This is a genomic window from Bradyrhizobium sp. AT1, assembly GCF_001590795.1.
In the GTDB taxonomy this organism is placed as follows: domain Bacteria; phylum Pseudomonadota; class Alphaproteobacteria; order Rhizobiales; family Xanthobacteraceae; genus Bradyrhizobium.
The window spans coordinates 5736323-5750442 of sequence record NZ_JXDL01000001.1 but is presented as its reverse complement, the minus strand read 5'-3'; the positions used below and the strand labels follow the sequence as shown (position 1 = coordinate 5750442).

Genomic DNA, 14120 nt, shown 5'->3' with positions numbered 1-14120 from the left:
CGCTCGTCACCGGCGGATCACGCGGGATTGGCGCTGCCGTTTCTCGCGCGCTGGCCGCATCAGGCGCGGCGGTGGCGATCAACTGCCGCGAGCAGATCGGCCAGGCCGAGCAGCTTGCGGGCGAGATCGTCAAGCAGGGTGGCCGTGCCATCGTCGTTGCCGCCGACGTCTCGCAAGCAGAGGCTGTGGCCGGCATGATCGAGCGCGTGACGGCCGGGCTCGGACCGATCGACATCCTCGTCAACAATGCCGGTATCGCGATCACGCGGGGCGTCGACGATCTCACCGAGGAGGATTTTGACCGCACCATCCTGGTCAATCTGAAATCCGCCTTCCTGTGCACGCAGGCCGTGCTGCCCTCGATGCGCGCGCGGAAATGGGGCCGCATCGTCAACATCTCTTCCGGTGCCGCGCGCGGCGCCGGCTCGATCGGTCCGCATTACAATGCATCCAAGGCCGGCATCGAGGGCTTGACGCGAGGCTATGCGGCGCGGCTGGTGAAGGACGGCATCACCGTCAATGCGGTGGCGCCGTCGCTGATCGAGACCGACATGATGAGCGGCCAGCCTCAGCTCGTCAGCCGCATCCCGCTCGGACGCTTCGGCACGGCGGACGAGGTGGCCAAGGCCGTGATGCTGCTGGTGGACAATGCCTACATGACCGGGCAGACGGTCGCGCTGAGCGGCGGCATGGCGTTTAGTTAAGGCTGCTGCTCGCAGCGGGCTCCCTCTTCCTTCTCCCCTTGTGGGAGAAGGTGGCGCGAAGCGCCGGATGAGGGGTATCTGTCCGCATGCAACACTTCTCGTGAGGACAGATACCCCTCACCCGTCTCGCCGCTTCGCGGCGAGCCACCCTCTCCCACAGGGGGAGAGGGTAAGAAGCTCACCACATCGTCGCGGCGGCGCGCTCGGGCCAGATGCGATCGTATTCCGCACCGCCGACCTTGTTGTCGCTCATCTCGGCGAGGATCTGGCCGGGCGTCGGCAGCGTCTTGGGGTCGACGCGCTTGTCGGGATTCCAGAGGTCGGAGCGGACGATGGCGCGGGCGCATTGGAAGTAGATCTCGTCGACCTTCATCACCATGACGCTGCGCGGCGCCTTGCCTTCGACCTTGAACGAAGCCAGCAGCTCCGGATCGATGGAAAGATGGGCGCGGCCGTTGACACGGGTCGCGTTGCCGGAGCCGGGAATCAGGAACATCAGCGACACCCGGGGATCGCGCACGATGTTGCGCAGGGAATCGACCCGGTTGTTGCCGCGGCGATCCGGTAGCATCAGCGTCTTGGGATCGTGAATGCGGACGAAGCCGGGCAGATCGCCGCGCGGTGAGCAATCGATGCCCTCGGGCCCGATGGTGGCGAGCGCGGCGAACGGCGCTTTCTCGATGAAGACGCGATAGAGCGGCGTGACATGGTCGGCGACTTTCACGGTCGAGGCGTCGTTGGTGACGCCGTAGATGGCTTCGAGTTGCTCGACCGTCGCGATCACCGACATTCCGCTCTCCTGGTTGCGCTGGCTATTCGTGCCAGCCTTGGTTCCTGATCACCCGCAGGAGCTGGCGGCCATGATAGTCCGCGCTGCCGGCGTTGAGAATGGTGACATCGGCAAGCGCCGAGGCATCGTCGACGCTGCGGGTGAGGCGCTCGGCGATGTTACCGTCGCTGTGCCGCGCCCGTGCGGCGAGCCGCGCCGCCAAGACCTCCGGCGGCGCCGTGACGGCGACCACTACGACGTTCGCGTAGGTCCGGCGGAGTGCGGAGATCACCGTGCGTGAGACGTTGACGACGACCGTGCGGCCGGCGCGGATATCGTCGTTGATCTCGGTGGACAAGGCGTAGGAGTGCCCATGCGCCTCCCAATGCACCGCGAAATCGCCGTGCTCGCGCGCGCGGCGGAATTCGTCCGGCGTCATCGCAATGTTGTCCTCGTCGGCGGAGGACTCGCGCGTCACGACACGGCGCGGAAAGACGACGCCGGCATCGTCGACGCTCGCCGCCCGCGCCAGTCGCAACAGCGTGTCCTTGCCGGCGCCGCTGGGGCCGACCACGAGCACGAGCCGTCCAGGCCCGACCCCACTTGCCGCGTCCTGCGCCATGGTCGCGGTCTCGCTCATGCGACGCGGTGTCCTTCGCGCCAGACGCTGCGGACGACCGGAACATGGCCTGCGACATGCACGCGGATCAGGTCGGCGCGCTTGCCGGTCGCGACCTCGCCGCGGTCGGTGAGGCCAACCGCCTCGGCCGGCGCCTTCGTCACGGTGCGGATCGCGGCAGGAAGGCTGATTGCGGGCGCATGCTCGGGCAGCTGCAGCGCGCCCATCAGAAGGCTCGACGGGATGTAGTCCGACGACAGGATGTCGAGCAGACCTTCGCGGGCGAGATCGACCGCGGCGATGTTGCCGGAATGCGAACCGCCGCGCACGACGTTGGGCGCGCCCATCAGGATGTCGATGCCGGCCTCGTGCAGGCCACGCGCAGCCTCCAGCGTGGTCGGGAACTCCGCGACGGCGACGCCGTCACGCACGGCATCCGCGACATTCTCATCGGTGGTGTCGTCATGGCTGGCGAGCGGGATCTTGTAGGCCTGCGCCAGCGCCACGATCTCGCGCATGTTGGCCGCGGCATAAAGCCTCTGATATTCGAACCGCTTGGCGAACAACTCATCGAGCTCGGCATCGGTCTTGCCGCCGCCCTTGCCGCGGTAATAATCGCGCAGCTTGACCTCGTCGCGGAACTGGCGCTGGCCGGGCGTGTGGTCCATCAACGACATCAGCTTGACGTCGGGGCGATCGATCAGCTCCTTGGCTTCCTCGACCACGCTCGGCATCGGGATCTCGCAGCGCAGATGCAGGAAGTGGTCGGCGCGCAAGAGATTTGCGTCGCGAGCGGTGGTGATGGCGGCGGCGAGCACGCCGGCGCGGCCGTCCACCTCCTCGGCGCCGTCCTCGCGCCAGACCCGGAGCGAATCGAACACAGTGGTGATGCCTGACGTCGCGAGCTGACCGTCATAGGAGATCACGGCGGCGACCGGATTCCAGAACACTTTCGGGCGCGGCACGTAGTGCGCTTCGAGATGGTCGGTGTGCAGCTCGATCAGGCCCGGCATGATCAGATCGCCGCCGGCATCCTCCGCACCTGCGGGCGCCCGGCCCTCGCCGATCTCGGCGATGCAGCCTTCGGCAAGAGCCAGCCAGCCCTGCTCGATCACCCGGTCGGCCAGCACGATCCTGGCATTGGCGATCACGATATCCTTCGGGGCGTTCATGTCCATGTCCTTCAGGCGGCGGCGGCAAAGCTGGTGACGTCGACGATGCGGTCGGCAATCAGATGACGGATTTCGTCGTCATGGACAATGGCGACCATGGCGACGCCCTGACGTTTCTTTTCAGCGACCAGCTCGACCACGACGGCCCGGTTGGCGGCATCGAGCGAGGCGGTCGGCTCGTCGAGCAGCAGTATCGGCAGGTCAGAGATGAAGCCGCGCGCGATGTTGACGCGCTGCTGCTCGCCGCCGGAGAAGGTCGCGGGCGGCAGCTGCCAGAGCCGCGCGGGAATGTTGAGGCGCTGCAGCAGCTCGCCGGCACGCGCCTGTGCATCGGCCCGGCTCGCGCCATTGACGATCAGAGGCTCGGCGACGACGTCGATGGTGGCCACGCGCGGCACCGCGCGCAGGAACTGGCTGACATAGCCGATAGTGGAACGGCGGACGTTGAGCACCTGGCGCGGCTCGGCGCTGGCGAGATCGATCAGCGCGTCGCGATGGCGGATGCCGATACGGCCGCTATCGCAGCGGTAGTTGCCGAAGATCATCTTCAGGATCGACGACTTGCCGGCGCCTGATGGCCCGGACAGCACGACGCACTCGCCGGGATTGACCTGGAAGGTAACACCGCTGACGACCGGCAATTCGATGCCGCCCTGCAGGTGCATCGTGAAGGTCTTCTTGGCGTCGGTGATGTCGATCATGGCGGTCATCTGTGAGCTCGTATTGAAAGGTTCATGGCGGCAGGATCGAGGAGACGAGGAGTTGCGTATAGGGCTCGCGGGGATCGTCGAGCACCTGATCGGTGAGACCCGTCTCGATGACCCGGCCGCCCTTCATCACCATCACCCGGTGGGACAGTAGCCGCGCCACCGCGAGATCGTGGGTGACGATGATGACGGCGAGATTCAGCTCGGCGACGAGGCTGCGCAGGAGGTCGAGCAGGCGGGCCTGCACCGAGACGTCGAGGCCGCCGGTCGGCTCGTCCATGAACACCAGCCGCGGCTCGGTGACGAGGTTGCGCGCGATCTGAAGCCGCTGGCGCATGCCGCCGGAATAGGTGCGCGGCGCGTCGTCGATGCGCGCTGTGTCGATCTCGACGCGCGTCAGCCAGTCTGATGCTGTGTCGCGGATGCGGCCATAATGATTCCAGCCCACCGCCATCAACCGCTCGCCGACATTGGCGCCGGCCGACACCGCCATGCGCAGGCCCTGCGCGGGGTCCTGGTGCACGAAACCCCAATCGGTCCGGAACAGGAAGCGCCGCTCGGCTTCGCCGAGCGTGGCGAGATCGCGCGCGACACCGTCGCGCATCCGGTAGGAGACGTGGCCGGCACTGGCCGCAAGCTGGCCCGACAGGAGCTGGAGCAGCGTCGACTTGCCCGAGCCGGACTCGCCGACGATCGCGAGCACCTCGCCGGGATAGAGCGAGAACGACACGTCGCGGCACGCGGCGATGCGGCCGAAGGACTTGCTGAGCGAGGTCGCAACCAGCAGCGGTTCGTCGTTCTCGAGCAGATCGTGATCAGCCATGTGAGCCCGCCTTCTCCTTGTAGGGCGCGGCGCTGAGGCTGCCGTGGTGGCCGGCGGCCTGGCGGCCCTCGCAATAGTCGGTGTCCGAGCACACGAACATGCGGCTGCCCTCGTCGTCGGTGACGATCTCGTCGAGATAGGAATTCTCCGCGCCGCACAGCGCGCAGGGCGCATTGAAGCGATAAGGCTCGAACGGATGATCCTCGAAATCGAGCGAGACCACCTGGGTGTACGGCGGGATCGCATAGATGCGCTTCTCGCGGCCGGCACCGAACAATTGCAGCGCCGGGCAATTGTCCATCTTGGGATTGTCGAATTTCGGCGTCGGCGACGGGTCCATCACGTAACGCGCGTTCACCTTCACCGGATAGGCGTAGGCGGTGGCGATGTGACCGAAGCGGGCGATGTCCTCATAGAGCTTGACATGCATCAGGCCGTATTCGGCGAGCGCATGCATGCGCCGCGTCTCGGTCTCGCGCGGCTCGAGGAAGCGCAGCGGCTCCGGGATCGGCACCTGATAGACCAGCACCTGGTTCTCGTGCAGCGCCGTCTCCGGGATGCGGTGACGGGTCTGGATCACGGTCGCATCAATCGTCGCCGTGGTGGTGGCAACGCCGGCGGTCTTGGCGAAGAATTTGCGGATCGAGATCGCGTTGGTGGTGTCGTCGGAGCCCTGGTCGATCACCTTGAGCACGTCGTCGGGGCCGAGGATCGCGGCGGTGACCTGCACGCCGCCGGTGCCCCAGCCATAGGGCATCGGCATTTCGCGGCTGGCGAACGGCACCTGATAGCCGGGGATCGCGATCGCCTTGAGGATGGCGCGGCGGATCATCCGCTTGGTCTGCTCGTCGAGATAGGCAAAGTTGTAGGCGGGCGCGTTCATTCCGCGGCTTCCTTCATGGCATCGGGCGCTTGGGCATCCGCGAACTCCTGACGCAGCTTGCGGAGCAGTCCGAGCTCGGACTGGAAGTCGACATAATGCGGCAGCTTGAGATGCTCGACGAAGCCGGTCGCCTGGACGTTGTCCGAATGCGACATCACGAATTCTTCGTCCTGCGCGGGGGCACGCACCTCTTCGCCGAGCTCGCGGGCGCGCAGCGCGCGGTCGACCAGCGCCATCGACATGGTCTTGCGCTCGCTCTGGCCGAAGGCGAGGCCATAGCCGCGGGTGAAGCATGGTGCCTCGGTCGCGGAGCCCTTGAACTGGTTGACCATCTGGCACTCGGTGAGCTCGATGGAGCCGAGCGGCACCGCGAAGCCGACGTCCTCTGCCGCGAACTCCACCTCGACCTCGCCGAAGCGGATCTCGCCGGCGAAGGGATGGTTGCGGCCATAGCCGCGCTGGGTGGAATAGCCCATCGCCAGCAGGAAGCCTTCATCGCCGCGCGCGAGATTTTGCAGGCGCAGATCGCGGTCCGCCGGAAAATTCAGCGGCTCGCGAGTGAGGTCGCCGACGCTGGCGCCATCTTCGGCCTGCGGCGAGGATTCGATGAGGCCGTCGCGGCCGAGAATGTCGGTCACGCGCGGCGTCGGCGCCGTGGACGCATCGGCCGTGGCCGGTGCCTCCGGCACGAAACCTTGCGCGAGCGAGGGATCGAGCAGGCGGTGGGTGTAGTCGAAGGTCGGCCCGAGGATCTGGCCGCCGGGAATATCCTTGAAGGTCGAGGACACCCGCCGCTGCACCCGCATCGCGCCGGTGTCGACCGGCTCGCTGGCGCCGAAACGCGGCATGGTGGCGCGGAAGGCGCGGACCAGGAAGATCGCCTCGATCAGATCGCCGCGCGCCTGCTTGATCGCCAGCGAGGCCAGCTCACGGTCGTAGAGCGAGCCTTCGCTCATGACGCGGTCCACGGCGAGGCCAAGCTGCTCCGAGATCTGGTCGAGCGTGACCTCGGGAACGCTTTGGTCACCGCGCCGCTTGTCCGCGAGCAGGCGGTGGGCGTTCTCGATGGCGCGTTCGCCGCCTTTGACTGCGACATACATGCTTCAGCTTCCCTTGCTCACGATTCGCGTGGTGCGAGGGATCGCCACCACGGCGTCATCGGCGACCAGCACCACATCGATGCCGCGCGGAAACAGCGGCTCGTTGAACGCGAGACGCTCGAACAGATCGAACGGCTTGATTGAGGCCTGTAGCCGCGCGGCGCCATCGATGCCGGGGCCACGCAGCTCGAAGCTACGGCCTGCATCGAGGCGCTCGACCTGCAGGATGACCGTGGTCGAGCGATCCGGATATTCGCTGGTGCCGAGCGCGAAGCGATCGAGCGCGGGCAGCAAGGCGCCGTCGCTGATCAGCGCAAAACTCGCGATCGACGTATCCTGCACCACGGGTGCGCCGGTGTGGAACTTGAGCCATTTCAGCACGTCCGAGCTCTCCGCCATCCGCACATCGAGCCAGAGCGGTGTGTCGTGATCGAACAGGGTCAGCGCGATCGCGGCGGTGCCGCGCATCATCCTGTCGGGCGTCCCCGCGCCCGGCACGATGCGCTGGACCGAGCCGGGCCGCGCCATCGCGTCCATCACCGAGCGAAAGGTCGATTGCGCCGACAGCACCTTGTCGGCGAAACCCGGCGGCAATTCCGCAATCGTGGTCATGATCTCACCCCTCACCGCGCACCATGGTGTAGAAATCAACCTTCGTGGCTGCGGTCTCGGCCGCAGCCTGCTTGCGCCTGACCATAAGCTGCTCACGCAACGGCGCGATTACGTCCCGCTCCACGGCGCCGCCGAAATCACGGGATTGCACCAGCGCGTCGCACAGCGCGATCAGCCGCGCCTTCTCACCGTCGCGCCCGAGCGTGTAGCCGAAGCCGACCTCACCGCTCGCAAGCCGGACCGCCGCGCGCGATACCGTGGCCTCGCCGAGGTTGAACGGCGCGCCGTCGCCGCCGGCCCGGCCGCGCAGCATGACGAGGCCGTTTTCCGGCGCGCGCAGGTCCTGATGGGGCGGCAGAGCCACATCCAGAGCCAAGTCGCGGAGGCGGGCGGCGATCTCGCCCGCCTCCGCGTGCGCCAGCACGGCCATGGCGGCCTTGCGCTGGGCTTGCTGGGTATTGTGCTGGGTCACAGGATTCACCGAACCTTTGGACAGAACTTGCCGCACCGAAGTTGTCTATGATAATAGACAACTTCATACGGGAGCGCCATGACTGTTTCGTGACAAGCGCGTGATTTCTGGGCTAGGCTGACCGGCGACATGAGCATGCAAGACACTGCATCGTCCGGCGTCGCGCTGTGGCGCCTCGTTGCCGACGGCATCGAGCGCGGCATCGCCGACGGGCGCTTTGCGGCCGGCGACAAATTGCCGGGCGAGATGGAGATCGCCGAAACCTATCGCGTCAACCGCCACACCGTGCGGCGCGCGCTGGCCGCCCTTGCCGAGCGCGGCTTGGTGCGTGCCGAACGCGGCAGCGGAACCTATGTCGAAGCGCAGAAGCTCGCCTATCCCCTGCGCTCACGCACCCGCTTCTCCGAGATCGTCGGCGCCGGCGGCCGCGAGCCGCGCGGCCAGCTGATCGAGGCCTCGGACGATATCGCCACCCGCGAGCTGGCGCGCGAGCTCGGCCTGAAGGCCGGCGCGCCCCTGGTGCGAATCGAGGCGATCCGCCTCGCCGACCGCACGCCGATCTGCGTCTCGACCACCTGGCTCTCGGCGGAGTTGTTTCCCGGTGCGGGCGCCGTGTTCGCAGCAACGCGCTCGATGACGAAGCTGCTGGAACATTATGGCGTGCGCGACTATCGCCGCGGCGCGACCCGGATCACCGCCGGCATCGTCGACGCCACCGACGCCGCTCGGCTGGATCTGGCGCTAGGACGCCCGATCCTGGTAGTCGATGCGACCGACCATGATCTCGAGGGCAGGCCGCTGATGACCAAGCATTCGCGATTTGCGGCAGAGCGGGTGGAGTTTCTGGTGGAGAACGGGTGACGTGACCGCTTCTTCCCTCTCCCCTTGTGGGAGAGGGTGGCTCGCCGCAATTGCGGCGAGACGGGTGAGGGGTTCTCTCCGCGAGCGAATCTCTCGCGCCGAACTTGCGGAGACAGACCCCTCATCCGGCGCTTCGCGCCACCTTCTCCCACAAGGGGAGAAGGAAAAAACTCAAGCCACCGCCCTGCGCCCGATGATCGCAAAGCGCAGCTTGCTTGAGATGAAATCGATCGCGGCGACGGCGACCAAAATCATCAGGATCAGGAACGACACCTTCTGCCATTCCAAGACGCGGATCTGCTCGGCGAGCTGAAGGCCGATGCCGCCGGCGCCGACGATGCCGATGATGGTGGCCGAGCGGGTGTTGGACTCGATGAAATAGAGCACCTGGCCGGCGATGACAGGCAGCACCTGCGGCAACAGCCCGAAACGGATCTCGTGCAGCGCGCTGCCGCCGGAGGCGCGGATGCCTTCGACCTGCTTCTGGTCGGCGCCCTCGATCGCCTCCGAGAACAATTTGCCGAACGCGCCGAAATCCGACACCGCGATGGCGAGCACACCGGCGAACGGGCCGAGCCCGACGACGTTGATCCACACCAGCGCCCAGATCAGCGTGTCGACGCCGCGGATCGAATCGAGAAAGCGGCGCACCGGAAAGCGCAGGATGCTCGACGGCACGATGTTGCGCGCAGCGAGCAGGCTGACCGGGAGCGCGAACACGGCAGCCAGCGTGGTGCCGAGCAGCGCGATCGACAGCGTCTCGCCGAGCGCCTTCAGATAGACCGGCAGCGACGATCCGGGATCCGGCGGGATCATCATCAAGGTGATCCAGCCGAGCTGGTTGAGACCCGCGATGAACCGCGACGGCGAAAAATCGAGATCGACGAGGCCGTAAATCAGGATCGCGAACGCCGCGACGATCATCGCCGGCATGGCGAGCCGCGCCGAGGCGGGCCGGTCGAACACATCGGGGTAGCGCGCGCGAAGCTCGCGCGGATCGACCTCGTGCGGCGTCACGTCCGCGCCTCCTTGCCGAACAGGCGGCCGCGCAGCCAGCCGGTGGTGATGTCGATGACGAACACCGTGACGATGATGGTGAGCAGGATGGCACTGACGTCCGAATAATAGAACTTGCGGATGGCAACCACGAGCTCCTGGCCAATGCCGCCAGCGCCGACGAAGCCCATCACGGAAGCTTCGCGGACGTTGATCTCGAAGCGCAGCAGCGCATAACTGGCGTAGCCCGCGGTCACCTGCGGCACCACGGCGAAGCGCATGCAGGACAGCCAGCTCGCGCCAGTCGAGCGGATGCCCTCGACCGGCTTCATGTCGGCGTTCTCGACGATCTCCGAAAACAGCTTGCCGAGCGCGCCGGTGGAATGGATCGCGATCGCCAGCACGCCGGCCATCGGCCCGAGCCCGAAGGCGATCACGAACACCAGCGCGAACACGATGCCGGGGACGGTGCGGGCAAATTCGAGCAGGCGCCGCACCGTGAAGCGCAGCCAAGGCGCGGGCGAGGTGTTCTCGGCGGCGAAGAAATTCAGGCAGAATGCGAGGGTCGCGCCGATCAGCGTACCGACATAGCTGATGAGCAGGGTCTCGCCCAGCATCTTCAGCCATTTGCGCCAGCCCCAGAGCCACTCGCCGACATCGGTCCAGACGCGCTGGCCGCTGTCGAGGGTGAAGATGCGGTCGAAATAGCTCAGGAAGTTGCCGAAATAGGTGAACAGCGTGCGCAGATTCACTTCGGCGCCGATCGCGGCGAGCAACAGTGCCGCGGCGAAGACCGCGATGCCCAACAGCAGGCGCCATCGCCTGCGTGCGACCGCCTGGCGATAGGCGGCGTTGAGCACGGCGAGCTGCTGCTCGGGAAGGATCGAAACCGCTGTCGTCATCGGCGTAAGATGAGCCCCGTCAAAGAAAGAGCCGGGTCGATCGACCCGGCTCCAGTGCCATCGTCCCGATACTCAGGACGCCTTCTTCTTACGCAGCGCGTCGACGAACTTGATCAGCTCGATCGTGCCATCCCAGTCCTTGGTGGTGGCGTGATTGAAACCCTTCTTCTGGCCGTCCTGGAGGCGATCAAACGCCGCCTTGTCCTTGACCGGTGCGTCGAAGAAGGCCTTCGCGATGGCCGCCTTGGCGTCATCAGGCAGGTCGGAGTTGTAGGCGTAGGGGCCATTGATGATCGGTGCCGACTTGTGGATGATACGGAAATCGTCCTTCTTCATCGGCGAGCCGTCGGAGTTCTTGAGCATGCCCTTGGTCAGCATCTGCGCCAGCGTCGAATCGTCGTCGGTGGTCCACTGGTTGGCCGCGACGTCCACCGTTCCTTGCGACAACGCCAGCATCGCGTTCTCGTGGCTGCCGGTGAAGACGACCTTGCTGAAATAGCCCTCGGCATCGTGGATGCCCATCTTGTCGAGCTCGAAGCGCGGCACGTTGTTGCCGGAGGTCGAGTTCGGATCGACCAGGCCGAGGTTCTTGCCCTTGAGGTCGTCGATCTTCTTGTAGGCGCTGCTCGCCTTGACGAAGAACACGGAATAATAGCCGGTCGAGCCGTCCGCGTTGATGTCGTTGGCGAAGGCATCGGTCTTGACGCCGGTGAGGCGGGCGCGGGCGAACGAGGCCGAACCGTAGCTGGCGATGTGGATGTTGCCGGCGCGCTGGCCTTCGATGACAGCGGCGTAGTCATTGGCGATGCGCAGCGTGACCTTCACGCCCAATTCCTTGGAGAGATAGCTCATGAACGGCGCCCAGCGCTCGGTGACGCCGGAGGCGTTCTCGGCGGGGACGACCGCGAAGGTCAGCTCGGGATATTTGGCCTTCCAGTCCTCGGCGGAGGCGGAGGCCGTGAACGCGAGCGCGGCGGCGCCGGCAAGGATTAATCTGCGAGTGATCATGTTACCCTCTTCATCGGTTGGGGTCGGTTGACGCAAGGATTTGCAACTAAACGAATGGATCAGGCGGCCGCCGCCGTTCCCAGCGCGGGCACGCCAGCGGGCGTTGGCACGGGCATCGCGCCCATGACATCTGCGGCTTCGAGATCGTAGAGCTCACGGGCGACGTGGTCGGTCAGCGCGGATGGCGCGCCATCGAACACCACGCGCCCCTGCGCCATGCCGATCAGGCGATCGCAATAGCTGCGCGCCAGATCGAGCGAGTGCAAATTGCAGATCACGGTGATGCCGAAATGCTTGTTGATGCGCAGCAGCGCATCCATCACGATCTTGGTGTTGCGCGGATCGAGCGAGGCGATCGGCTCGTCGGCGAGAATGATGTCGGGCTGCTGCACCAAAGCGCGCGCGATCGCCACGCGCTGCTGCTGACCGCCGGAGAGCTGGTCGGCGCGCTGGGCGGCGAGCGAGGCGATATCGAACTGCTCGAGCGCCGACATCGCCAGCGCCTTGTCCTGCTCCGGCCAGGCCTGCGACAGCGAACGCCAGGCCGGCATCGTGGCAAGGCGTCCCATCAGCACGTTGGTGAGAACGTCGAGCCGGCCGACCAGGTTGAACTGCTGGAAGATCATCGCCGAGCGCGCCCGCCACTGCCGCAACTCCTTGCCGCGCAGGGCCGTAACCTCGACGCCCTCGAACAGGATGCGGCCGCCGGTCGGCGTCACCAGGCGGTTGATGCTCCGCAGCAGCGTCGACTTGCCGGCGCCGGAGCGCCCGATCACACCGACGAAGCCGCCGGGGGAGATTTGAAACGAAGCGTCGTCCACCGCGGCTTTCGCGCCGAAGCGACACGTCAGACCTTCCACCACCAGCATGCAGGGCTCCAGATTAGCTGGGGCCCACCGCTAACGCCGGCGCTTAACACTTGTGTGACAGGCGCGTTGCGGTGGGGCGATCCTACGCAGTTCATCCCCTGTCATCGCCGTGTCATGACATCGTCATCAAGCCGCTCGATGAGGAACGCCGCCCCGCAACTTCGGATTCACCATGGCCGCCAAAGCTCTCTCGGTTCAGCCGACCATCGATCCCTCGGCCAAGCTGCATGAGACCAGGCTCGGCGCCTATACCGAGGTCGGCGCGCGCACGATCCTGCATGAAGTCGCGATGGGCGACTACTCCTACGTCGTGAACGATTCGCAGATCACCTACGCTACCATCGGGAAATTCTGCTCGATCGCGGCGATGACGCGGATCAATCCCGGCAACCATCCGATGCAGCGCGCGACCCAGGCGCATTTCACCTACCGCTCCAGCGCCTATTTCGAGGGCGAGAGCGACGATGCCGAATTCTTCGAATGGCGGCGCCAGCATCACGTCCATATCGGCCACGACGTCTGGATCGGCCACGGCGCGATCGTGCTGCCGGGCCGCAACATCGGCACCGGCGCGGTGATCGCGGCCGGCGCCATCGTCACCAAGGACGTGCCGGCCTACACCATCGTCGCCGGCAATCCGGCCCGCATCGTGCGGCGGCGCTTCTCCGAGGAGATCGCCGGACGGCTCGCCAAGCTGGCCTGGTGGGACTGGGATCACGACAAATTGCGTGAGGCCCTGCCCGATTTCCGCAAGCTCGGGATTGAAGAATTTCTTGCGGCGTACGAAGCACGAGCAATTCTCCCTGCCAGCAAACGAAGCGCGGTCGCGTGACAGACATTTTCCTCGAGGGCGGCCGGGCCTTGATCGGCACTGAGCTCGTCGAAACCTCGTTGGCGGTGTCCGGACAGGACATCGCTGGGATAGACACCTCGCGCGGCCGGGCGCGGTTGGCGATCGATGCGCGGAGCCTGCTGGTGCTGCCCGGAATCGTCGATCTCCATGGCGATGCCTTCGAGCGGCAGATGATGCCGCGCGCCGGCGTCGACTTTCCGATCGACGTCGCGCTCGCCGACAGCGACCGCCAGGCCATCAGCAACGGCATCACCACGGTGTTTCACGCCACGACCTGTTCGTGGGAGCCGGGCCTGCGCAGTGCGGGCAACGCGCGCGGGCTGATGGAGGCGATCGAGCGCCAGCGTCCGCAATTCGCCGCCGACACCCGCTTCCATCTCAGGCATGAGACCTACAATCTCGACGCGGAGAACGAGATCGCACAATGGCTCAGCGAGGGCCGTGTCGACCTGTTCGCCTTCAACGACCACATGGACGGCACGGTTGCCGACATGGCCAAGCCGCGCAAGCGCAACCGCATGGTCGAGCGCACCGGCCTGTCGGCCGAGGAATTCGACCGGTTGGTCGAGCGCGTGGTCTCGCGCGCTGACGAGGTTTCCGCTTCCGTGTCGCGGCTGGCCGCGACGGCGCGCGCGGCCGAGGTGCGGATGCTTTCGCACGACGACGCGACGCCGGCGATGCGCCAGGAATTTCGCGAGCTCGGCGCCTTGATCGCGGAGTTTCCGATCAACGAGGAGACGGCGCAGGCGGCGGCACACCATGGCGATGCC

At 66.2% G+C, this 14120-nt stretch carries 17 protein-coding genes; 4 read left to right on the top strand and 13 right to left on the bottom strand.

Annotation, left to right across the window (positions count from 1 at the left end; translation table 11 throughout):
• Positions 1-704, top strand: a 704-nt coding sequence (locus SE92_RS26630) for an SDR family NAD(P)-dependent oxidoreductase (protein ID WP_063921229.1), incomplete at its 5' end; no start/stop codon positions are given.
• Positions 705-882: 178 nt separating this feature from the next.
• Here the strand turns inward: SE92_RS26630 and SE92_RS26625 are convergent.
• The 9 genes from SE92_RS26625 to phnG are packed head-to-tail and all read right to left on the bottom strand — an operon-like array spanning position 883 to position 7870.
• Complete coding sequence (locus SE92_RS26625; protein WP_063200084.1) at positions 883-1494, bottom strand: pyridoxamine 5'-phosphate oxidase family protein; 612 nt, start codon at positions 1492-1494, stop codon at positions 883-885.
• Between the two features lie 22 nt (positions 1495-1516).
• Positions 1517-2113 carry a phosphonate metabolism protein/1,5-bisphosphokinase (PRPP-forming) PhnN gene (gene phnN, locus SE92_RS26620; RefSeq protein ID WP_063200081.1) on the bottom strand — a complete coding sequence of 199 codons (597 nt, stop codon included), beginning with the start codon at positions 2111-2113 and terminating at the stop codon, positions 1517-1519.
• The gene (locus SE92_RS26615; RefSeq protein WP_063203776.1) at positions 2110-3264 is read right to left on the bottom strand and encodes an alpha-D-ribose 1-methylphosphonate 5-triphosphate diphosphatase; all 1155 of its coding nucleotides are present in this window, start codon (positions 3262-3264) and stop codon (positions 2110-2112) included. The genes phnN and SE92_RS26615 overlap by 4 nt, the downstream gene beginning before the upstream one ends.
• An 11-nt stretch (positions 3265-3275) precedes the next feature.
• Positions 3276-3974, bottom strand: coding sequence for a phosphonate C-P lyase system protein PhnL (gene phnL, locus SE92_RS26610; protein WP_063200078.1), 699 nt, complete (start codon positions 3972-3974; stop codon positions 3276-3278).
• A 22-nt stretch (positions 3975-3996) separates the two neighbouring features.
• The gene (gene phnK / locus SE92_RS26605) at positions 3997-4794 is read right to left on the bottom strand and encodes a phosphonate C-P lyase system protein PhnK (RefSeq protein WP_063200074.1); all 798 of its coding nucleotides are present in this window, start codon (positions 4792-4794) and stop codon (positions 3997-3999) included.
• Entirely contained in the window at positions 4787-5677 is an 891-nt protein-coding gene (locus tag SE92_RS26600) for an alpha-D-ribose 1-methylphosphonate 5-phosphate C-P-lyase PhnJ (protein WP_063200071.1), read from the bottom strand. The genes phnK and SE92_RS26600 overlap by 8 nt, the downstream gene beginning before the upstream one ends.
• Positions 5674-6777 carry a carbon-phosphorus lyase complex subunit gene (locus SE92_RS26595; RefSeq protein WP_063200068.1) on the bottom strand — a complete coding sequence of 368 codons (1104 nt, stop codon included), beginning with the start codon at positions 6775-6777 and terminating at the stop codon, positions 5674-5676. Before SE92_RS26595 ends, SE92_RS26600 begins: the two co-directional genes overlap by 4 nt.
• Before the next feature lie 3 nt (positions 6778-6780).
• Positions 6781-7389: a phosphonate C-P lyase system protein PhnH gene (gene phnH, locus SE92_RS26590; protein WP_063200066.1), complete on the bottom strand. Its 609-nt coding sequence runs from the start codon at positions 7387-7389 to the stop codon at positions 6781-6783.
• A 4-nt stretch (positions 7390-7393) separates the two neighbouring features.
• Complete coding sequence (gene phnG / locus SE92_RS26585; protein ID WP_084251891.1) at positions 7394-7870, bottom strand: phosphonate C-P lyase system protein PhnG; 477 nt, start codon at positions 7868-7870, stop codon at positions 7394-7396.
• A 120-nt stretch (positions 7871-7990) separates the two neighbouring features.
• On the opposite strand from phnG, the gene phnF reads away from it, so the two are divergent.
• Positions 7991-8722: a phosphonate metabolism transcriptional regulator PhnF gene (gene phnF / locus SE92_RS26580; RefSeq protein ID WP_063200064.1), complete on the top strand. Its 732-nt coding sequence runs from the start codon at positions 7991-7993 to the stop codon at positions 8720-8722.
• 171 nt (positions 8723-8893) lie between these two features.
• Here the strand turns inward: phnF and phnE (SE92_RS26575) are convergent, their stop codons facing one another.
• The 4 genes from phnE (SE92_RS26575) to phnC all read right to left on the bottom strand — a co-directional run bounded on the left by phnE (SE92_RS26575) (position 8894) and on the right by phnC (position 12497).
• A complete protein-coding gene (phnE, locus tag SE92_RS26575; RefSeq protein ID WP_063200061.1) occupies positions 8894-9739 on the bottom strand; it encodes a phosphonate ABC transporter, permease protein PhnE in 846 nt (281 codons plus the stop codon).
• Positions 9736-10620: a phosphonate ABC transporter, permease protein PhnE gene (gene phnE / locus SE92_RS26570; RefSeq protein WP_063200058.1), complete on the bottom strand. Its 885-nt coding sequence runs from the start codon at positions 10618-10620 to the stop codon at positions 9736-9738. Before phnE (SE92_RS26570) ends, phnE (SE92_RS26575) begins: the two co-directional genes overlap by 4 nt.
• Before the next feature lie 72 nt (positions 10621-10692).
• Positions 10693-11628, bottom strand: a complete 936-nt coding sequence (gene phnD / locus SE92_RS26565) for a phosphonate ABC transporter substrate-binding protein (protein WP_063200055.1) — start codon at positions 11626-11628, stop codon at positions 10693-10695.
• Between the two features lie 59 nt (positions 11629-11687).
• Entirely contained in the window at positions 11688-12497 is an 810-nt protein-coding gene (gene phnC / locus SE92_RS26560; protein WP_063200052.1) for a phosphonate ABC transporter ATP-binding protein, read from the bottom strand.
• 172 nt (positions 12498-12669) lie between these two features.
• On the opposite strand from phnC, the gene SE92_RS26555 reads away from it, so the two are divergent.
• Both SE92_RS26555 and SE92_RS26550 read left to right on the top strand, forming a co-directional pair.
• Complete coding sequence (locus SE92_RS26555; protein WP_063200049.1) at positions 12670-13329, top strand: transferase hexapeptide repeat family protein; 660 nt, start codon at positions 12670-12672, stop codon at positions 13327-13329.
• Positions 13326-14120: alpha-D-ribose 1-methylphosphonate 5-triphosphate diphosphatase (locus SE92_RS26550; RefSeq protein ID WP_063200047.1), on the top strand; the 795-nt coding region annotated here is incomplete at its 3' end. The genes SE92_RS26555 and SE92_RS26550, both read left to right, overlap by 4 nt.